This window comes from Nocardioides sp. Soil777, from assembly GCF_001428425.1.
Taxonomy (GTDB): Bacteria; Actinomycetota; Actinomycetes; order Propionibacteriales; family Nocardioidaceae; genus Nocardioides; species Nocardioides terrigena.
Map to the genome: position 1 here is coordinate 1 of NZ_LMSN01000004.1, position 19,441 is coordinate 19,441.

Consider the following 19,441-nt stretch of genomic DNA (forward strand, 5'->3'; position numbering starts at 1 on the left):
GCTGACCTGGCCAACGGGGCGAGCAGCCAGATGAAGATGGTTGAGGAGGCGCATGCTGCTGGGATGCTGCCCGTCATCTCCTACAAGGTGGGTGGTGACGTGGCTGGTGCCGTCAATGGGCGCTTCAACTCCGTTGCCGAGGAGGCCGCTGCCAGGTTGGCGTCGTACGGCCGTCCGACCGCGGTGACGATCTGGCACGAGCCGTACAAGGACATGAGCGGCGCCGAGTTCGCTGCGATGCACCGCCAGCTGATGCCGATCTTCAAGGGTGGTGAGGTGCGGGTGGGTCCGATCCTCAACGGTTTCCTGCTGGACAACCAGGTGTCGACCTTTGCGTCCTTCTGTCCCGATGACCTCTTCGAGGTCTGGGACTACTTCGGTATCGACACCTACGAGGGTGGGACCATGGAGGCGCCGGGGGCACGGAAGCCTGGCGACAGGATTCCGGCGCTCTCCTCGTACCTGCGGTCCCGCGGGTACGATCTGCCCTTGGGTGTCGGTGAGTACAACGGGTTCTCGGCCGAGACCATTGCTGCGGCAGGGGAGGCCTTGCTCACGACACCGAACGTGTGGTTCGGGTGCATGTGGAACGAGAACGGTGAGTTCGCCCGAGAGCTGAGCGGTGAGCGGCTGGAGGCCTTCCGCGCCACGGTGGCGGACACCGAACGTGTGGTTCGGGTGCATGTGGAACGAGAACGGTGAGTTCGCCCGAGAGCTGAGCGGTGAGCGGCTGGAGGCCTTCCGCGCCACGGTGGCAGACCCACGAGCCGGCCGCGTGGTCGCGTAGCGCATCGCCGCCCAGGAGCGGTTGTCGTGGGTGGTTATCGCGTGCATCAGGCCTTCGCTGGGGCTGCACCCGCCCTCGGCATCGACCGTCGGCGGATGGTCGCGTGGAACGCGTCCAACCCCAATGCTCCTCGCTTGGCCCAGACGAAGGTCGCGTAGAGCAGCACCCCCAGAAAGAGCAGGAACGTCTCGAGCCACAGAGGCAGAGCTAGCAGGGCACCGAGGACCCCCGGGCCGCCGAAGCAGACGACTGCTCCGATGCCGACCCGTCCTGATGTGGTCGTCAGAGGCCACATCGCAAGGTGTCGATGTACCTGGACAAGCGGCAGCAGGTTGCGGACGACTATCGCGACCGACCATGCGATCGCCGCGCCGCGTATCCCCTGAAGTGGGATCAGGATCAGGTTCAGACCCACGTTGACCGCGAGAGTGATGGTGCTGTTGACGAGACTCAGCCAGCTGTGGCCAGCCATGAGGAGAACCGAGTCGACCGGCCCACAGGCTGTAGCGAGGAGCATGGTCAGCGCCAGGATGAGGACCACGTCGGAGGCCACGCCGTACCCCTCACCAAAGACCCCCATGAGGATGGGAGCCCAGGTGGCCAGCACCAGGTAGAGCGGCCAGGCAACAAGCATGCTCCAGAGGGTTGCCGCTTGGAAGACGGAATTGGCGGCCCTGGTCTCGCCTCGCGTGAAGAGCGTGCTCAGCTGGGGCGAGAGCGCTTGCTGCACCGACTGGACGAACAGTTGTCCCAGCACGACGAACCTCGTCGCGGCGGTGTACAAGGCTGCCTCAGCAGGAGAGGCCAGGGCGGCCACCAGCACGATGTCCGAGCGCTTCAGGGCCGTCTGGGTGACGCGGGCGACGGCGCGCGGAGCGGTGTATGACCAGAACTCGCGGACCAGCACGCCCCAGGAGCGAGAATCGTCATCACGTGGAACCCGGGCAGCGACCAGACGACGCAACCAGATGTACGACGCGACGAGCCCGGCGAGGTAGGGCAGCGACCATGCCAGGGCGAGCAACAGCGCGTCGGCGCCGAACAGGAAGGCGACCAGCACGGCGAGCGCCTGGAACCCCAACCGACCGATGTTCTCCACGATGACTGTGGGCCGCATCGATCCCATGCCCCGGGTCCCGGCCAGTACCAGGTCGTGCAGTGCTGCGATGGGCAGTACCAGGGCGAGAGCGCGCAGCATCTCGCTCATGAGCGTGGGTGCTTCCGGCCCGACCAAGTACGGAGCCAGGGTCGGGGCGAGCGCGTGCAGTCCGGCGGCCGCGCCTACGGACAGTGCCACGACGGGCACGGCTGCGATCACTAGCGTGCGCCGTACGTCGGCCGCACGCCCGGTGGCCAGGTGCCCGGGGAGCACCCGGACCAGTCCCGTGTCGGTCCCCAGGAGGGCGACCGACTCGAGGATGAGGAATGTCGAAGTCGCGGCGAACAGGGTCCCGGCAACGGTGGGCGAGAAGCCGTTCGTCACGACGACGACCAACAGGACCCCGAAGACAGCGCTGAACCCGGCACCCACGACGCTTGCCGTGCCACGTCGGGCAAGCTTCTCCAACTGTCCGCGGTGGTCGGACTCGAGAGCTGACGCTGCTCCGCTCATCGCGGAGCTCGGGCCGCTTCGCGCGCTACCGACTCGTGATCCCCCGACGCCGGATGGGTGGTCGACGTGGGTCGACGTGCTCGGCGCATCGACCTCTGTGTGCCGACCACCACGGCCGCCAAGTGGGTGTGACCCGACGTGGGGGCGGCGATTGCCTCGATCTCTCGCGACGGGGTACGTCGGGCGGTCACGACGACCAGACCGAGGTCCGCGGCGCCGACCACGGCCTCCCCCTCGGCACCGTCGATCCCGGGCGCCTGCAGCACGACGAGGTGACCGGCGTCGACCAACGGCCTGAGGACGTTCCGGAGGCGGTCGGGGTCGAGCAGCTCACGACTTTCGGCGCTGAGTCCCCACGGCAACAGGCACAGGAGGGGGTCGATGCTCGGCTGAAGCATCTCGAGGATGTTGAGCCGCTCGTGGAGAAGTGCCTCGGCGAGGCCTCGTCCTTCGACCTCCAAGCCGTGGGTGGCCGGCTCGTGGGTCCGGACCAGGACGACGCGGTGTCCAGCCTTGGCGAACGACTCTGCCAAGGCCTCCGTCACCGCGGCATCCGGGGCGCCGCTGCCCGCCGGAGTCACAGCGATGACCTCAGGGACCGGGTCGAGGTCGAGGATCCTCCCGCGCAGACGCCTCATCGTGTCCTCCAGCGACTCACTCGCACGGGGTCGAGTCAGGCGGGCCCACGTGCTGCGCACGTCGACGGAAGCCACGACAGGCAGGCCCGCTGTCTCCACCTCTGATGGGGTCCGGATCCGTCCGGCGAACCTCTCGACTGCCCAAGCCATCAGGACGCCCAGTGCCAGGCCACCGAGTGCGCCACCGAGCAGGATCAGGAGTGGCGTGAGGGCGTCCGTCCGGGTCGACGGTGAAGCGGGTGAGATCACCGAGCCGGTGGGCGAGTCGCTGTTCTCCAGGTAGGAGCGCTGCGCACGCAGGCTCACCAGCTCGTTGCGGAGGGCGGCCGCCAGCTCGGTCTGGAAGAGTCTCTCGGCCGAGGTCCCTGTCTGAGCCGCGACGGTGGCGTCGCGCAGATCGTCCACCACGCCCTGGGTCTGCGTCTCGACGCGGGCGATGCGTTCGTCGTTGACCTCGGTGGACCGCCGCTGGCGGTTGGCGAGATAAGCGCTCGCCAGAGTGTCCGTGACCTGCTGTGCCGTGGATGGATCCTTCGCGGAGTACGACATCTCGAGGATCTGGGTGTTGGCCGGCACGGTGATCTGGACGCCTCGTTGGATCTCGCTGAGCGTCAACGGCGTGTGCTCGGCCGCGACGACGGTCAGGACCTCGGCCGATTGCGCCACCTGTGCCTCTGTCTCCAGGCTGGTCAGCTCGTCCTGACGCACGGACACCGGAGTCGGTGCGAACGGGTTGCCGACCGTGGGATTCACCAGGACGTGAGCCGTGCTCGAATAGGTCGCCGGTTGGACCGATCCGACGAGCCAGCCGATCACGGCGCCGTTGACCAAGCACCAGATGACGATGACGACATGGCGACGCACGGCTCCGAGGAGCGAGGTGCGGCGGACGGCGTTCGGGTTGAGAGACTTCACGATGTCCATCCTCGGGTCGTGACAACCGCCGGCAGGATGCCGACGGACTCCGGTCGGGTTCGTTCGGGCCGTACGGACGTGTCGGCGAGCCGTCTGCGGTCGACGCGGGCGCCTGCGAAGCATCCGACGAGAAGTCCGAGCATGGCCCCGGACGCGAGCGGAACCTCGGCGTTTGGGTAGTCGGGCACCGTCGCCGGAACCGCGGTGTTCACCACCTCTGCAGGCGTCAGCCGGGCCTCCTCAAGCTCCTGGAGACCCTCGCGCAGCCAGAGGACCTGCCCGAACACGTCGCTGGTGGTGAGGATGACCGCCACCCGACTCTGCTCCCGCGCCAGCAAGTCTTCCTGGCCGGCGGTCCAGAGGCGCAAGAGGCGCAGCTGGTCCCGGCGCAGGGCACCCAGAGTGTCCCTCCGCACACGTATCAATCCGGAGACCGCCGCGTTGGCGGCATCGGCAGCGGCCGAGGCGGAGGGCGCCGTCGCGGTCACGTGGAGGACGTGGCTGTTGGGGGATGCGGTCACCGCGAGATGGGAGATGGCCGAGCCCTGGTCCGCTCCCAGCGCTTCGGCCACCCCGGAAAGAACGTCAGGGCTGTACAGGAGCTGTGCGTCGGTGTCGATGCTCACCTCGGGCGGGGCGAGCCCGATGCCTGTTGGCAGGACGTACTTGGGAACAGGTGCAAGCGACACTGACGCGGTCGCCGAGAACGTCGTGGGGTGGGTGAACGACCACGCGCCGCCGGCGAGCAGACCCAGCGTCATGAGCGCGACGATGACAACGCGATGCCGCCGAGCGAATCGCGGGTACTCGGACAGAAGGGGCAGATCTGGAGCATCCTTCAGCACCGCCATGCCGGATCCCGTCCGAGGAGATCCGCCAACGCCTCGTCGTGAGTGCGGAAGTGCGCGCCGAGCCGTGCGCGGGTGGACTCTGGCATGGGCGAGCTCGGGCGCGCGTTCCAGCGGTCAAAACTGTCGGGAAGGACGGCGGGAAGTTCCAGGAAGTCCAGAACCTGGCCGTAGGTTTCCTCGGGTGACTCGAAGAAGCGCTCACTCTCGATCAGGTGCACGCGCTCGGTTGGGAAGTGCTGATGGAGCCTTCTGATCTGCTCGGCGTACTGCCCTCTGCGCACATAGGCATGGTGGCGGTGACTGAAGCTCTGGTACCCGGCCTCGGCGATCATCCGCTCCTCCTGACCGGCCAACCGCTCGTCCTCCAGCTCGAGAGCACGCTCGAACGGCTCTGTCTCGTAGCCTCGGGCCAGCTCGTGCTTGTGGGCTGAGAATGCACGTTCGATCGGGTCGCGCAGCATCACCAGGATCTTGAGCTCCGGTAGGTGGCGAGCCATGCGGGCTGCGGCACACGGGTGGAACATGTAGTAACCGCTCGCTTCGAACGTCATCGGTGCGACGGTCTCGCCGTGGCCATGCCTGGACAACGTGGCCGTCGTCGGGAAGTGACCTCGATACCAGGCGAAATCGCGGTGGTAGTTGATGTCGAAGTAGTTGACGCCCTTGTGGAAGTTGGCCTGGTGAATCTGGGGGTGCGACATCAACGCACGGAACAACGATGTCGTCCCCGTTCGCTGGGCACCCACCAGGATGAAAGACGGAAGTTGCCGACGATCGGCAGTGAGAGTGCCGAGGCGCACCGACGCGGACCTCCCTGCCGTCTTGAGAGGATGTGGAACTGCGGAGCGAAGGGTCATGGTCGTCCTTCCGACAGGGTGAGATGCGGTTGTTCGAGGAGGCGTGTGAGTAGCGACACCACCCATGCCGTCCGTCGCGCAAACTCCGGCCTCGCGCCGTGGGTGAGGGCATCGACGTACCGGACCGCCATCTCGAGGAGGTACAGCTGGATGATCACGTCGTGATGGGCACGAGGAACATCGAAGACAGCCAAGCTCGCGGGGGCCGATTGCAGGAAGCGCCTCTCCTGGGTCGACTCGTCCCGGCGGCCGGGATGAACCTGCTGGGCGATCAGGTGGAGGCCGTCGAAGCCGAGCGGCACCTCCGCCTCATATCGCTCCCAGTCCCACAGCTGCAGCACACCGCCGCTCATGCCCATGTTCCATGGCCCCCAGTCGCCGTGCCAGCCGCCGAAGACCAGGTCGACCTCCCCGTGAGCAGCCTCGATGGTCTCGAACGCATTCATCAGGGTGTGCCCGTGCGGGACGTCGACGAGGCGGAGGACTCCCTCTCGCATCCGGGACCAGTGGCTGCTCTCAGCCAAGGGACGCTCCTGCACCCCGCCCAGTCGAGCGACCTCCACCATGGAGGCGTCCCGGGTGGCGGCAAGGACGGGGTCACCCGAGCTGGTCTCGAGCGGGGACATCACGAGAACGTCCAGTCCGGACCAGTGCCCCGCGTGAAGGAGCTGCGGCGCGCGGAAGGTGCGTGGTCCGAGCCGGCCGATCGAGCGCAGTGACTCCGCCTCGTGTCGAACGAGCGCGGACGTCAGTGCGTTGTGCCCGACCTTGGCGAACCCGGCCAACGAGCCGCCGAGCGTGAAGATCTGGAGAACCGGCTTCTGGTTGACCCGTCGGGGTCCTAGCACGACGCCGACTCGCACCTCGGCGCCGAGGACGTCGGAGAGGTGGCTCTCGATCGAGTCCGCGCCAGGGTCGTGGCCCGGCACACGGAGCTTCGGCCAGCGCGAGAGCGCGAAGGCCTTGGACCGGACCGACGTCTGCAGGACGGCGCGCATCGGACGAACGAAGGGTGACCTGTCGTGGCCGAGGCGGCGGAGCATCGTTGCGGCCACCGGCAGGTCCGTCGGCACGAGGAGTCGCGGGTTGCGGGCGCTGGGGAAGAGGTACGCCTCGCGGTGGTGCGATCCGGTGGGACGTGGGTCCCGGGTGACGTACGGCATCCCCCACGGTGACGGCCAGAGGAGCTGGGCGACCTCGGTTGCGTACGACGCGGACGCGTCAGCCGACGACGTCATGCCGCACCTCCTTCGCTGGTAGGTCGGCACGGGCCATCAGTCCGATGGCGATCAGCGCGGTGAACATGGCTGAGCCCAGTGAGTCGTAGAAGAAGAAGCAAAGGACCGCAACGAGGAGGACGGTGCATCCAGTGATGTCGAGGGGGGACGGACCTCGGGCCCGATGCAGGAACTGCACTCCGAAGAAGGCCAGGCACAGGAATGTCCCGACGAAGCCGGTGGTGAGGATCAGCCTCCACATGAAGCCCTGGGTACCGAGAGGCGGGGCGGCGCACTGATGGCACTGCTCGGTCTCGCCGCCTGCGAGGGAGCTGAAGCTCCCCTGCATGGTGCGGGTCGTGCCGTAGCCGATCAGCGGGGAACCCTGGGCCGTTACTGACACCACCGTCTGGGCCGTGCCGGCCCGTCGGTCGTTGCTGTGAGGGGTCTCGACGCGGAGGAGGAGGGTGTCGTAGAGCGGCGAGGCGGCGAACAGCAGGCCGCCGACCAGGATCGCGGCGACCATTGCCTGCATGGCGCGCCAGCGGCCGTTGAGTGCAAGTCGTCCAGCGGCATAGACCGCCGCGAGGACGAGGGAGACCCACAGTCCTCTGTTGAGCGAGAACGTGATGGGAAAGACCGCAGCGACGAGGACGAACGGTGCTGCCTTGCGGCGCCAGCCGGCGCTGCGGCCGAACCAGGCGAGCATGAAGAAGGGGAGGTACAGCGCGAGGTTGTTGCCCCAGGAGTTGGAGTAGGCGAAGGGTGCCGTCGGGCGGGGCTGGACGTATCCCAGGAAGTCCGTGGACGACGAGAGGGACGGGTGGATGAGCGTGCGCACGAAGTTCTTGGACGACAGGCTCTGCGGCAACAAGAGCTCCATGGGCGACGTGAACTCGAGTGTGGGCACCAGGATGGCGAGCAGGCCGAAACCGGTCGTCACCACGAACATCCACGCCAGCACCCTGACGATCCAGAGGGTGGACACGTGGCGAGCCGTGTTGAGGACGTAGAGCATGGCGATCGTGATCGAGACGTACCACCCGAACCAGATCAGGAAGCCCGCGTACCGGCCGACACCTCCCCCCGGGAGCGTCCCGGGCGCGATGGCTCGGAGGACCAGAACTCCCGCCAGCGTCCACACGAGGAACAGCAGCCACAGTGCAAAACCGCGAGGCACACGAATGCTTCCCTGTCGGTACATGATCACCGCCATCACCGCAGCGGCCACGAAGAAGATGAGCCCCGCGAGTCCCAGGGCCCACCAGAGCGGGAAACCGAGGTACAGAGCGGCCAGTGGCCAGCCCGGCTTGAGGAAGCGGGGCTCGGCCCTCGCCGGCGCTTCGACGAGGCCGGTTCCGGACATCACGACAACCCTGCCCGGTGGCCGTGGAGACGGCTACGATCAGGTCCGTGTGAGAGGCCCTCGCCTACCATGTGAAGCACCTTCAAGACGTCCCCCGTCGCGTTGTGCACTCGGACTTCACGCCCGTGGAGGGCTGCGGGCCTGACGTTATGCGCGGTTCTGAAGTTGAGCGTCGGATCAGTACACCCATCCCCAATTTGGGGGTACGAGCAGAGGGGGACATGTGTCGACACCGGGACGAGGGGCACTGCCCAGGGCGTGTGTCCGGGCAATGGCAGTGGCGGTGCTTCTGCTGTCTGGTGTCAGCTGTGTGGACGGCGACGTGCCGTCGCCTGATCCGGGGTCCGCGACGCCGACGTCGCCCGACCTGACCGACGCCGTTCTGTGGCTGTCGTTCGAGGACCAGGGGCTCACGTTCGAGGGTGACACCGAGTATCCGGACGCCCTCGACGGACCTTTCACCGGCCGCGTGGTGACTGCGAACGATGGCGAGGTCGAGGTGGTCGCCGGCGCGGATGGTCGGGGTGACGCCCTGGCCTTCCCGGAGAAGTGCGAGGCGACCAGCGGTTGCCCCCGCGCGATGGTGGAGGTCGAGCCCGATCCCGCGCTGGACCCCGGCGCGAGTGCCTTTGAGTTCGGGGCGACCGTCTGGCTCGCACGTGACCAGACGACCACAGGGTCGAACATCGTGCAGCGGGGGCGCTTCGCCACCGAGGGCGGTCTGTGGAAGCTGCAGGTGGACAGCAGCGAGGGTCACCCCAGCTGTGTCGTGCGGTCGGGCGAGGAGCCGGTCGTCGTGAGGTCCACCGTCTCGGTCGCCGACTCGGCGTGGCACCGGGTCGTGTGCCGGCGCGACGGGACGGGCATCGAGATCGAAGTGGACGGTGCGGTTGACCGGGAGACGGGCGAGACCGGCTCGGTGACCAGCGAGTGGCCGCTGCGCATCGGCAGCCCGGGAGTCGGTGACGAGGACGACCAGTTCCACGGCCGGATCGACGATGTCTTCCTGCGCATCACTCCTTCGACCTGACCCCTCAGGCGGGGCGTACCACCCAGTCCGAGGCCAGCAGGTCCGCGAACGCGTGCTCGGCGCTTCCGCGCAGCTCCCACGACCCTTCGGGGGAGTTCAGGTCGGAGTTGTAGTAGGACATGGAGACGATGTTGTGCTCCCGAGCGAAGAGCGCCGCGTCGCGCAGCCACTCGGCGGCGAGGCCCGGGTTGTCCGGGTCCTCACGGCAGCCGTACTCCCCGATGGCGATCGGGGTGTCTCCCAGCCACGCCAGCGCCTCGTCCGCCTTGCTGCCGAAGCTGCGCCAAGGTTTGCCGTTGGTCGGTGACCAGGGGTTGTAGATGTCCAGGCCCATGACGGACGCCTCCGGCACGAGCCACGTCGCTGGGTCGATGTCGTCGCGCACGGGATCGAACGTCCAATGCTGGAGCACTGGTACGACGGTGACCTCGGGCGCCATGCCGGCCGCCTGCTCGATGGCCCGGCGCTGCATGGCGACGAAGTCGACGGGCAGCATTCCCGGCCCCCCGGCGTCGTTCTCGGGCTCGTGGTGCAGCGTGAAGATCACGGCACCCCCCGCCTCGCCCAGGGGGCGGAACATGCCGCTCAGCCAGTCGTCGGCCTCACCGTCGGCAACCCTCCGCCAGGTGGTGGGGGCCTTCGTCGAGACGTGGGGCAGACGGCCGCGGGACAGGTCGTCGCGACAGCGGCGCACCAGGTTGGCGGAGTCGTTGCGTTCGGGATGGAAGTACGACCGGTTGAGCGCGAGGGGCGTGCCGAGGTCCCGCTCCCAGGCGTCGAGCGACCGGTGGTACGGCAAGGCGGCCCCGAAGTAGAGGCTGCCCGGCGGGAGGTGGGCCGGCCCGGTCGCCACCGGAGTCGGGACCGCGGGAGTCGCCGGGGTGGGCCGGGGCGTGCGCGTTGGCACCGCGGCGCTGTCCGGCCGTTCGCCCGAGCAGGAGGAGAGGGCGACGGAGGCCGCAGCGGCCGCGCCGAGGCGCAGAAGGTCGCGACGGGCGATCACCATGGGCCGAACCTAGGCGCCGCGGCCCCGCCGTACCGGAGGATCCGAGTCAGGTCCCCCAAACTGGGGACGGCGGCTCGGAGGGGCCGCAGAGCGGCGTTCCGGCCGCTGCCCCCAAAATCGAGGAATCCGGACTCGTACGTCGTCGCGGCGGTCGCTCGTCAGCAAGATGACACGACCATGAAGACAGTGATCGAGTGCCAGGTCGGAGGGCGCGTCTGCGCCCCGGTGAGACGAGCGGTGCGATGAGCGGCCCCGTGCTCCTGGTGAGCACCCAGGGTGGCCACCTCGCACACCTGCTCGCGCTGCGCTCGTGGTGGGAGGGCCGCGACCGCCTCTGGGTGTGTCCCGACACCCCCGACGTCATGGACCGCCTCGACGGTGAGCGCGTGGTGCACTCCCACTCGCCCACGACCCGCAACGTGCCCAACCTGGCCCGCAACGCCGGCCTCGCGATGCGGCTGCTGCGCCGCGAGCGTCCCTCGCTCGTCGTCAGCGCCGGCGCCGGGGTGGCCGTGCCGTTCTTCGTCGCGGCCTGGGCGCTCGACATCCCCACCGTGTTCATCGAGGTCTACGACCGGTTCGACAGCCCGACGATGACGGGGCGCCTCTGCGGCCCGTTCACCACGCGTCGCATCGTCCAGTGGCAGAGCCAGCTCGAGTTCTACCCGGACGCGCACCTCGTGGGGCCGTTCCTATGACCTCCCTCGTGATCGCCCTCACCGGCACCGACCACCACCCGTTCGAGCGGATGGTGCAGTGGGTCGACGCCGCGGCCGAGCGCCGCAGCGACGTGCGGTTCGTCGTCCAGCACGGGTCCACCCGCCCGCCGCGCGTCGCCGAGGGCCACGACTTCTTCTCCCACGACCGCCTCGTAGCGCTCCTCGAGGAGGCGGCGCTGGTCATCTGCCACGGCGGTCCGGGCACCATCATGGACGCCCGCGAGGCGGGCCACGTGCCCCTGTGCATCCCCCGTGACCCGCTCCTGGGTGAGCACGTGGACGGGCACCAGCAGCGCTTCGCCTCCCTCGCCGGAGGGTCGGGCGTCGTCCGCGTCGTCTCCTCGGTCGAGACGTTCCACGCCGAGCTGGAGAGCGGCCTGGTGCCCGAGCCCCTGCTGCGTTCGGTGCGGTCGGCCACCGGGGACCGGGACATCGCCCGGGCCCGCGCCGCGGCCGAGCTCGACAGCCTCGTCGACACGCACCGGTGGCGCCACGGGCGTCTGTTCCGGGCTGCCGGCTGACGACCACGCTGGACCGGCCGGCGCGGGCGTACCCCGAATGGGGGACTTCCGCTGGGGGGTACCGCACCGGCGTCCAGGAACCACCAGTCTGAGCGCATCAGCGCGGCCGCCGGGGGGCAGTGCAGGGCCGAGAGGGAGAGATCGTGCGCGTCACCACCGTGTACCTGGGGGGCTTCGGCCGCTCCGGATCGACGCTCGTCGAGCGGATGCTGGGGGCTGCCACCGGCTGGGTCAACATCGGCGAGCTGGTCGACCTGGCTCGCTCGGTCGCCCCCGCGGACGAACGGTGCGGGTGCGGTCAGGTGTTCTCGACCTGCCCCTTCTGGACGTCCGTCGGGGAGGTCGCCTTCGGCGGGTGGACCGCCGAGGTGCTCGACCGGCTGAGCGCGGGGCAGCGCGCGGCCGCCCGCCAGCGGCACCTGCCCGGGCTCCTGGCCGGGCGGACCCCGTCGGGACCCCTGACCGGCCTGCGTGCCGACTACGCACGCATCTACCGCGCCGTCGCGGAGGTCTCGGGCGCCTCCGTGGTCGTCGACGCCTCCAAGGGGCCGGCCCTGGGCCTGGCCCTCGTGGGGGCGCCCGGTGTGGACCTGCGGGTGCTCAACGTGGTGCGCGACCCCCGCGCCGTCGCCTGGTCGTGGCAGCGCCACGTCGAGCGACCGCACGCCACCGCGGGTGCTGAGGAGATGTGGCGCATCCCCGCCCACCGCTCCGCCGCCCAGTGGAGCGCGCTGCAGCTGGAGATGACGGCCATCGCGACGCTGGGTCGCGTCCCGTCCGTTCGGTTGCGATACGAGGAGTTCGTGGCCGACCCGGTCGCGGCCCTGGTCACCGCCACCGCCGACCTCGGGGTCCCGCTCACCGCCGCCGACCTCCCGCTCGTCGAGGCGGGACGCACCGTCCTCGGCCCGAGCCACGGGCTGTCGGGCAACCCCGGGAGGTTCAGCTCGGGGCCGGTGGAGCTCCGGCGCGACGATCGGTGGACCACCCAGATGCCGACGAGGGACCGGGCCGTCGTCACTGCCCTCACGCTGCCCCTGCTGGCGGCCTACGGATATTCCACGACCACGCGCGCCACTGCGGCGACCACGACCAGCGACCCACACGAAGCGAGGAGCACACGGTGAACGAGCTGACATCGACGAGCGGTGACCCGGTGGCGGAGCACGCCCCGCTGGTCACCGTGGTGATCCCGACCCGGGGCCGTCCGGCCCTGCTCCTGGAGACCCTGGCCGCCATCGTCGCCCAGGACTACGCAGGACCCCTCGAGGTCTTCGTCGTCCACGACCGCGAGGAGGCCGACCAGAGCCTGGCCGACCTGTCGCGCCCCGGTCGGCGGATCGTCCCCATGGTCAACACCCGCACCGGCGGCCTGTGCGGGGCCCGCAACACCGGCGTCCTGCTGTCGGAGGCCGACTTCGTCGCCAGCTGCGACGACGACGACCTCTGGTACCCCGCCAAGGTGCGCCTCCAGGTCGAGCGGCTCCTCGCCGATCCCACCCTCCTGGCCGTGGGCTCGGGGATCCGGCTGCTCATGGGGGAGCGCGGTGACGTCGAGTGGCCGGCCCGCGAACCCCTCGTCACGCACGAGCGGCTGCTCGAGAACCGCGTCAAGGAGCTCCACAGCTCGACGCTGATGATGCGTCGCACGGCCTTCGATGCCGCCGGCCTGTACGACGAGGAGCTGCCGTTCGGGCACGGCGAGGACTACGACTGGCTGCTGCGCGCGAGCCGGGTGGGCCGTGTGGGTGCGGTCCAGGAGATCCTGGCCGACATCCGCAAGGACGTCCCCTCCTGGTTCCGCGACAAGTGGCTCAACACCGCCACCGCGCTGGAGTACCTCCTCGACAAGCACCCGGACTTCGCGGACCGCCGGCGTGGCCACGCCCGGATGCTCGGCCAGATCGCCTACGCACGGGCCGCCGCCGGTGAGCGGCGAAGCGGTGCGCGCATCGCCGGTCGTGCCCTGTGCCGATACCCGGCGGCACCCCATGCCTGGCTGGCGCTGGCGGTGGCCGGACCGGGCATCGAGCCCCGTCGCATGCTGTCCATGTCGCGTCGCCTCGGACGGGGGCTGTCATGACCCGCCTGCCCAACTTCCTGTACGTCGGGCCCGACAAGGCCGGCTCGTCCTGGCTCCACGAGATCCTGCTCGGCCACCCGGACGTCTACCTGACTCCCGCCAAGGACCTCTACTACTTCGACCGGTACTACGACCGTGGGCTGGCCTGGTACGCCTCGCAGTTCCGCGACGCGCGGGACGAGGCGGTCGTCGGCGAGGTCTGCCAGGACTACCTGTTCCACCCGGATGCGGCGGACCGCATCAACGAGACCCTCGGCCCGGTGCGGATCATGGTCTCGTTGCGCGACCCCGTCGAGCGTGCCTGGTCGTCGTACCTCTACATGCGCAAGCACGGGATCGGTCCGGACACGTTCGGCGAGGCCCTGCGCAGTCGCCCCGAGCTCCTCGAGCACGGGCGCTACGCCACCGGTCTCGACCGCTTCCTGCGGCACCTGCCCCGCGAGATGGTGCACGTCGCCCTCTTCGACGACCTGGCGGCCGACCCGCAGGCCTTCCTCGACTCCGTCACGGGCTTCCTGGAGATCGAGCGGATGCCGTTGTCGAGCAAGGACCTCGAGGCTCGCCTGCCCGCCGCGAAGGCCCGGTCGGTCCACCTCGCCTCGTTGGCTCGGCGCAGCGCCGACTGGGTGCGCGAGCACGACGGCGCCAAGCTCGTGGGAGCGGTCAAGCGCTCCCCGCTCGTCCACCGGACGCTCTACCGTCCCATCGACCGCGCCGCGGTGCGGCCGGACCCGGCCGACGTCACGACGGTGCGCAACGCCCTGGCGCCGGAGATCGCCTCGCTGGAGCGCACGCTCGGGCTGCGGCTCGGCGAGGCCTGGGGTTGGTAGCCGGGGGCTGGTAGCACTGCTCGCTCGACCACGGCAGGCCCGCCGATCGCGTCACCACGCGATCGGCGGGCCTGTTGCCGTGCCCGTCGTACCGCAGGGCCCTGCCGACGGACGAGGACCCCCGCTCGAGCGACGGCTCGAGCGGGGGTCCAGGTCCGGGGGGTGAGGGGACGGATCAGTAGGCCCCGCGGTGGCCCATCACGGCGCGGACGGTCCGGCACAGGATCGCCACGTCGAGGGCGAGCGACCAGTTGTCGACGTAGCGCAGGTCGAGCCGGACCGACTCCGCCCAGCTCAGGTCGGAGCGGCCGGACACCTGCCACAGGCCGGTGATGCCCGGCTTGACGGCGAGTCGACGCCGCGGGTCGAGGTCGTAGCGCTCGACCTCCTGTGGCAGGGCCGGACGCGGCCCCACGAGGGACATCTGGCCCCGCACGACGTTCCACAGCTGCGGGAGCTCGTCGATCGAGTAGCGCCGCAGTATCGCCCCGAGCGGGGTGATGCGCGGGTCGCTCCGGATCTTGAAGAGGACGCCGCCCTCGACCTGGTTGAGCTCGGTCAGCTCGGCCAGGTCGTCGGTCGCTGTCGTCGACATCGTGCGGAACTTGACCATGGTGAACTCCGCGCCGCCCCGTCCCACGCGCTGCTGGCGGAAGAGCCCGGGACCGGTCGTCTCGGCGCGGACGAGGGCCCAGACCAGGAGCAGGACGGGGGAGAGGACGACCAGCGCGAAGAGGGCGAGCACTCGCTCGACGACGCCCTTGAGGAGGCGCCGGGGACCACGGGCGGGAGCGGCGCGCACCTGCATGACGTCGAGCCCCGCGCCCTGCACGACCGAGACGCGCGTGGGTGAGACGTCGAGCAGCCCGGTGCCGACGTAGAGCGGGACCCCGGAGCTGTGGGCTCCCCACTCGAGCCGGCGCAGCGTCGCGGGGGTCAGCTCGGGTCCGGGGAGGAGCAGGAGGGCATCACTGCCCGACCTCGCCGCGACGTCGGCGGCCGCGGCCACCCCCACCTGGACCGGCAACGCCCCTAGGGGTTGCACCGGGCTGGCCGACACGCAGGCGGCCGCGACGACGAAGCGTCGCGACGAGGCGAGCTCGGACATCGCCGAGCGGACGTCCTCCGGGTGTCCGGCGAGCACGATCCGGGTCGTCGTCTCACCGGGCAGAGGCACCAGTCCGCTCACCAGCGCGGCGATCGTGAGGGTCGCCACGACCGGGACCATGACGTCGGGGCCGACCGCCGACCCGACGACGAGGCCGGCCAGCCAGCATGCGATGCCGAGGGTGGCGCCGGCGCGCAGGACGCGTCCGAGGCGGGTGCCCCAGGGCTCCCCGAGCGGGCGCCGGACGTAGAAGCCGTTGCCGGCGAGCAGCAGCGGCCAGGCGAGCGCCACCGCGGCCAGGACCGCGGGCTGGACGGTGGGTCCGACGCGGCTCACCACGGCGAGGGCGAGCAGGCCCGACGCGACGTCGACGGCCGGTCGCAACCACCGCGCTGCGGAGGTGACGCCAGCGATGTCCGCCTCGACGAGCGAGTCGTGGTGGGCCACCCGGGGCGCGGGCAACGGTATCCCGCTGACCAGCTCACCCACTGGGGGCACAGAGACTTCAGCCATCCGTCCAACCTTCCCCGACCGTGCACGATGCTGTGGCTCGAGCCTATGGAAGCCCGGCCGGGGTGGCATGCCGCAAATGCGGCAAAGCCTTGCTGGAACGGGGGATTCAGAGCGGGTGGTTCCAGCCGACGTGGTGCGCGAGGCCGACCGCCGCGAGCTGCGACGAGACCTCGAGCTTGCCCAGGATCGACTTGACCTGGGTCCGCACGGTCGCCTCCGACACCACGCTCTTGCGCGCGATGTCTCGGACGTTGTGCCCCTCGATGAGGGCCCCCAGGACCTGCCTCTCGCGTGGCGTGAGCAGCTCGAGGCGACGGCGCATGACATCGGTGGCCATGCGCTCGTTGCGCCACGCGTCGAGGAGACGCTCGAGCTCGTCGGAGGTCATCACCGGGAGGCCCTGGTGGAGCCGGCGGACCGTGGCCAGGGTCTCCTGCAGCGGGCCGCTCTTGGAGAGCACCTTGCGGGCGCCGCTGCGCACGCAGCCTCCCCACCGGGCCTGGTCGGTCGACGAGGTCACCACGACCACGTTGGCACCGGCGCGGGAGAGGGGAGCGACCAGCGCGGACCCGTCCCCGAAGCGGCCCAGGTCGAGGTCGAGGAGCACGATGCGCGGGTTGATGCGCAGGGCCGTCGACCGCAGGGTCGCCAGGGAGCCCCCCTCCTCGGGCAGCGGCAGCCGCCGCACGTCGTACCCCTCCAGCGACAGGGCCACCTCGAGCGACTCCGCGAAGAGGGTGTGGTCCTCGATGATGAGGACCCTGCTGCGGGACTTGGCCGAGGCCGTCGGGTCGGCCATGTCAGTCACCCTTCCGTGCGGCGGGCAGTCGGATGACGAACGTCGCCCCGGTGGGCGAGCGCACGGTGGCGCCGGGCTCGAGGGGATCGGCGAGGGTGAGGGACCCGCCCTGCTCGGACAGCAGACGACGGCCCACGTTGAGACCGATGCCCTGCCCCGCCGAGCTGTCGCCGCGGACGCCCCACTCGAAGATGCCCTCGCGGACCTCGGGCGGGATGCCGGGGCCGCCGTCGGCGACCCGGATCGCCACGTTGTCCTCGTCGCGGGTGACGTCGATGCGGCTCTCGGTGTCGGCCGCGTGCGTGGCGGCGTTCTCGAGGAGGATGTTGATGACCTCGGCGATGTCGTCGCGGCGGCCGCGGACGGTGAGCCCCGTGGGCTGCCAGATGATGCGGCGGCCCCGGGCCCGGTGCAGCTCGAGGAGCGGGTCGATGGTCGCGTCGAGGTCGACCGGCTCGGGCAGCGTGGGCTGCCGGTTGTCGAGCAGGCGCTCGAGGCGCGACATCTCCGTGCGCATGTTGTCGTCGAGCCGCCGACGGGTCGCCGGCGCCACCTTGCCCTCGTGGAGCAGGCGGGAGGCGTTGCTGATGCCGGCCACGGTGCTGCGGATCTCGTGCAGGCGCTCCTTGCCGTCACGCCCCACGGCCTCCGCCTCCTCGAGGCGGTGGTGGAGGTCGGAGGTCGCCAGCTCCTGCTGCAGGAGGAAGTCCCGGAGCAGGGCGAAGGAGACGCTGAGGAACAGGCAGGCGCCGACCAGCTGGGCGACGGCGACGGCACCCTCGACCCAGGGGCCGTGGACCACGGGCGCCTGCGCCAGGTTGGCCGAGCCCAGCAGGAGGAAGAGGGTGAGGACCCGTGGCGTCGTCCAGCCGCGGGCCACTGGGTGGCGCAGCAGGACGACGACCACCAGCACGTGGATCGAGGTGACCGCCGCGGTCATCACGTCCAGCACCCACGGGGAGACGTCGAGCGCCGGCAGGTCGGTGACCGCGATGCGCCCGACAGCCATGGCGACGCCCAGCGAGAGGCCGAGGACCAGCGGGTCCGGGGTCCGGGTGGCCCGGGTCCCGGCGATCACGAGCCCGAGGACCACCAGCGCCGACACCAGGTTGGCCAGGATCAGCCAGCCGGGTCGCGACGCCAGCTCGGCGGGGTCGACGACCCCGGCCCGGGGCACGGCGAGGGCCTGGGTGCACCCGAAGAGTGCGGCGCAGGCCCACCACCCGTGGGTCACCGTCGGCGCGACCCGCCACGTGACGTAGAAGAGGATCGAGGCCGCGAGGGCCAGGACCGTGGCCGCCGTCCCCACGAGAAGCGTCGGCGGGACGACCCAGTCGTCCCGGGTCATGCTCACCACTACTGCCGCCGTCGCTGCTGCTGTTGCTGCCGCGATGTACAGCGGGCCGCCCAGCGTCTGACGGCTCAACCAAGGCATCGTCACCTGATTCGAACCTTCCCCCGAGATCAGTGCTTACCGGGGAGACGCGCAGATGGACCCCCCAAGGCCACCACTGTGCGGGCGTTCGTGGATGCGATGTCCGACTCGATCGATCAGCCCCCCGGCCCCCGGATCACGTTCGGACTTCGCATGGTGTTGCGAGACACAACTTAGGGCTGCGACGCGCTGACGTACAGGAAAATTTTCTAACCCCTACCCCAATTGTGGTATGGGCTAGACAGATAGGGCGTCCCCAATTCGAGCCAGATCCATGATGACGAGGTGCTGGACCGCTCCAGGACCACCACAGTGTGAAGCACACCACGCCGGTGTGCAGCCATGAGACACCGGCGCAACCGATGCCGGGAGGACGACACGTGTCGCACACCCACCCCCCGTCCCGGGGCACCGCCCACCGCGGTCGCCCCACCATCCACGTGGCTGCCCGGCTCGCCCTGCTGGGGCAGACCGTGCAGGCCGCGCTGCACGGGCGGGACCTGCCGGCGCTGTGCCTGCGGCTGCCCGACGAGGGGGTCCCGTGGGCCCGCTCGCTGGTCCGACCCGACGACCTCGTGCTCCTGCTCGACGACGTCGACGGGCCAGGTGACCTGCGTCGTGCCCGTGAGCGGGTGGCGACCTGCCCGGCACGCTGCATCGTGCTCACCTCCGCGCCCACCGGCATGGTCTGGGTGGCGCTGATGTCCAGCGGTGCGGAGGCCGTGCTGTCCGCCCAGATCTCCCTCGACGACCTCGTCGAGACGATCGAGCACGTCCTGGCCGGCGACGAGGTCGTCGATCCGCAGCGGCGGGCGTCGATGGTCCAGGAGTGGGAGGACATCACCAGTCAGTTCGAGGAGATGGCCGGACGGTTGTCCCGGTTGTCCCCGCGGGAGCTCGACGTCCTCGAGCGCGTGTCCCACGGGGAGTCGGCGGCGGAGATCGCCGACAGCCTGGGCGTCGCGCTCACGACGGTCCGCAGCCACATCAAGGCCGGGCGCAACAAGCTGGGGGTCAGCTCCCAGCTCGCGGCGGCGGCGATCCTGCGGCGCCGTCCCGACATCGAGGGTGTCGCTCCGGTCGCCACCGGCGGCAAGGCGTGATCGCAGGTCGGCGCCGCGTGGGCACCGGATCAGCACCGATAGGCTTCCCGC

18 protein-coding genes are annotated in these 19,441 nt (G+C 70.1%); 8 read left to right on the plus strand and 10 right to left on the minus strand.

Features of this window, described 5'->3' with window-relative positions; genetic code table 11:
- A partial coding sequence (locus ASG88_RS04945) for a hypothetical protein (protein ID WP_056886332.1) occupies window positions 1–702 on the plus strand: 702 nt, incomplete at its 5' end.
- A gap of 131 nt (window positions 703–833) precedes the next feature.
- Here ASG88_RS04945 and ASG88_RS04950 read toward each other — a convergent pair.
- Genes ASG88_RS04950 through ASG88_RS04975 form a run of 6 tightly spaced genes read right to left on the minus strand, consistent with a single transcriptional unit; the run spans window position 834 to window position 8,243 of the window.
- Window positions 834–2,354: a polysaccharide biosynthesis C-terminal domain-containing protein gene (locus tag ASG88_RS04950; RefSeq protein WP_162259811.1), complete on the minus strand. Its 1,521-nt coding sequence runs from the start codon at window positions 2,352–2,354 to the stop codon at window positions 834–836.
- 41 nt (window positions 2,355–2,395) lie between these two features.
- On the minus strand, window positions 2,396–3,952 hold the full coding sequence (locus ASG88_RS04955) for a Wzz/FepE/Etk N-terminal domain-containing protein (protein WP_162259812.1): 1,557 nt from the start codon (window positions 3,950–3,952) through the stop codon (window positions 2,396–2,398).
- Window positions 3,949–4,803, minus strand: a complete 855-nt coding sequence (locus ASG88_RS23295) for a hypothetical protein (protein ID WP_056886335.1) — start codon at window positions 4,801–4,803, stop codon at window positions 3,949–3,951. The genes ASG88_RS04955 and ASG88_RS23295 overlap by 4 nt, the downstream gene beginning before the upstream one ends.
- A complete protein-coding gene (locus tag ASG88_RS04965) occupies window positions 4,791–5,660 on the minus strand; it encodes a sulfotransferase family protein (RefSeq protein ID WP_056886336.1) in 870 nt (289 codons plus the stop codon). The genes ASG88_RS23295 and ASG88_RS04965 overlap by 13 nt, the downstream gene beginning before the upstream one ends.
- The gene (locus ASG88_RS04970; RefSeq protein WP_056886337.1) at window positions 5,657–6,898 is read right to left on the minus strand and encodes a hypothetical protein; all 1,242 of its coding nucleotides are present in this window, start codon (window positions 6,896–6,898) and stop codon (window positions 5,657–5,659) included. Before ASG88_RS04970 ends, ASG88_RS04965 begins: the two co-directional genes overlap by 4 nt.
- Complete coding sequence (locus tag ASG88_RS04975; RefSeq protein WP_056886338.1) at window positions 6,882–8,243, minus strand: hypothetical protein; 1,362 nt, start codon at window positions 8,241–8,243, stop codon at window positions 6,882–6,884. Before ASG88_RS04975 ends, ASG88_RS04970 begins: the two co-directional genes overlap by 17 nt.
- 322 nt (window positions 8,244–8,565) lie before the next feature.
- Here ASG88_RS04975 and ASG88_RS04980 point away from each other — a divergent pair, with 322 nt between their 5' ends.
- Window positions 8,566–9,273 (plus strand): LamG-like jellyroll fold domain-containing protein, encoded by a 708-nt coding sequence (locus ASG88_RS04980; protein WP_162259813.1) that lies wholly within the window; start codon window positions 8,566–8,568, stop codon window positions 9,271–9,273.
- Window positions 9,274–9,277: 4 nt separating this feature from the next.
- Here the strand turns inward: ASG88_RS04980 and ASG88_RS04985 are convergent, their stop codons facing one another.
- The gene (locus ASG88_RS04985; protein ID WP_056886340.1) at window positions 9,278–10,279 is read right to left on the minus strand and encodes a hypothetical protein; all 1,002 of its coding nucleotides are present in this window, start codon (window positions 10,277–10,279) and stop codon (window positions 9,278–9,280) included.
- Between the two features lie 242 nt (window positions 10,280–10,521).
- Here ASG88_RS04985 and ASG88_RS04990 point away from each other — a divergent pair, with 242 nt between their 5' ends.
- From ASG88_RS04990 to ASG88_RS05010, 5 genes are all read left to right on the plus strand, one after another.
- On the plus strand, window positions 10,522–10,977 hold the full coding sequence (locus tag ASG88_RS04990) for a polysaccharide biosynthesis protein (protein ID WP_056886341.1): 456 nt from the start codon (window positions 10,522–10,524) through the stop codon (window positions 10,975–10,977).
- A complete protein-coding gene (locus ASG88_RS04995) occupies window positions 10,974–11,519 on the plus strand; it encodes a glycosyltransferase (protein ID WP_056886342.1) in 546 nt (181 codons plus the stop codon). Before ASG88_RS04990 ends, ASG88_RS04995 begins: the two co-directional genes overlap by 4 nt.
- A gap of 143 nt (window positions 11,520–11,662) precedes the next feature.
- A complete protein-coding gene (locus ASG88_RS05000; RefSeq protein ID WP_056886343.1) occupies window positions 11,663–12,646 on the plus strand; it encodes a sulfotransferase in 984 nt (327 codons plus the stop codon).
- On the plus strand, window positions 12,643–13,602 hold the full coding sequence (locus ASG88_RS05005) for a glycosyltransferase family 2 protein (RefSeq protein WP_056886344.1): 960 nt from the start codon (window positions 12,643–12,645) through the stop codon (window positions 13,600–13,602). Before ASG88_RS05000 ends, ASG88_RS05005 begins: the two co-directional genes overlap by 4 nt.
- Complete coding sequence (locus tag ASG88_RS05010; protein ID WP_056886345.1) at window positions 13,599–14,432, plus strand: sulfotransferase domain-containing protein; 834 nt, start codon at window positions 13,599–13,601, stop codon at window positions 14,430–14,432. Before ASG88_RS05005 ends, ASG88_RS05010 begins: the two co-directional genes overlap by 4 nt.
- A 175-nt stretch (window positions 14,433–14,607) precedes the next feature.
- On the opposite strand, the gene ASG88_RS05015 is transcribed toward ASG88_RS05010, so the two are convergent.
- The 3 genes from ASG88_RS05015 to ASG88_RS05025 all read right to left on the minus strand — a co-directional run bounded on the left by ASG88_RS05015 (window position 14,608) and on the right by ASG88_RS05025 (window position 18,278).
- Window positions 14,608–16,053, minus strand: a complete 1,446-nt coding sequence (locus tag ASG88_RS05015) for a sugar transferase (protein WP_162259814.1) — start codon at window positions 16,051–16,053, stop codon at window positions 14,608–14,610.
- A gap of 106 nt (window positions 16,054–16,159) precedes the next feature.
- Window positions 16,160–16,852 (minus strand): LuxR C-terminal-related transcriptional regulator, encoded by a 693-nt coding sequence (locus tag ASG88_RS05020; RefSeq protein WP_056886347.1) that lies wholly within the window; start codon window positions 16,850–16,852, stop codon window positions 16,160–16,162.
- A 1-nt stretch (window position 16,853) separates the two neighbouring features.
- A complete protein-coding gene (locus tag ASG88_RS05025) occupies window positions 16,854–18,278 on the minus strand; it encodes a sensor histidine kinase (RefSeq protein ID WP_162259815.1) in 1,425 nt (474 codons plus the stop codon).
- A gap of 389 nt (window positions 18,279–18,667) precedes the next feature.
- On the opposite strand from ASG88_RS05025, the gene ASG88_RS05030 reads away from it, so the two are divergent.
- Window positions 18,668–19,390: a helix-turn-helix transcriptional regulator gene (locus ASG88_RS05030; protein WP_056886349.1), complete on the plus strand. Its 723-nt coding sequence runs from the start codon at window positions 18,668–18,670 to the stop codon at window positions 19,388–19,390.
- Window positions 19,391–19,441: the final 51 nt, after the last annotated feature.

What these genes read in the sequence shown, in the direction of transcription:
- ASG88_RS23295 (WP_056886335.1), bottom strand. Translation starts at nt 4,803, where the DNA reads ATGGCGGTGCTGAAGGATGCTCCAGATCTGCCCCTTCTGTCCGAGTAC.
- ASG88_RS04965 (WP_056886336.1), bottom strand. Translation starts at nt 5,660, where the DNA reads ATGACCCTTCGCTCCGCAGTTCCACATCCTCTCAAGACGGCAGGGAGG.
- ASG88_RS04970 (WP_056886337.1), bottom strand. Translation starts at nt 6,898, where the DNA reads ATGACGTCGTCGGCTGACGCGTCCGCGTCGTACGCAACCGAGGTCGCC.
- ASG88_RS04975 (WP_056886338.1), bottom strand. Translation starts at nt 8,243, where the DNA reads ATGTCCGGAACCGGCCTCGTCGAAGCGCCGGCGAGGGCCGAGCCCCGC.
- ASG88_RS04985 (WP_056886340.1), bottom strand. Translation starts at nt 10,279, where the DNA reads ATGGTGATCGCCCGTCGCGACCTTCTGCGCCTCGGCGCGGCCGCTGCG.
- ASG88_RS04990 (WP_056886341.1), top strand. Translation starts at nt 10,522, where the DNA reads ATGAGCGGCCCCGTGCTCCTGGTGAGCACCCAGGGTGGCCACCTCGCA.
- ASG88_RS04995 (WP_056886342.1), top strand. Translation starts at nt 10,974, where the DNA reads ATGACCTCCCTCGTGATCGCCCTCACCGGCACCGACCACCACCCGTTC.
- ASG88_RS05010 (WP_056886345.1), top strand. Translation starts at nt 13,599, where the DNA reads ATGACCCGCCTGCCCAACTTCCTGTACGTCGGGCCCGACAAGGCCGGC.
- ASG88_RS05015 (WP_162259814.1), bottom strand. Translation starts at nt 16,053, where the DNA reads ATGGCTGAAGTCTCTGTGCCCCCAGTGGGTGAGCTGGTCAGCGGGATA.
- ASG88_RS05020 (WP_056886347.1), bottom strand. Translation starts at nt 16,852, where the DNA reads ATGGCCGACCCGACGGCCTCGGCCAAGTCCCGCAGCAGGGTCCTCATC.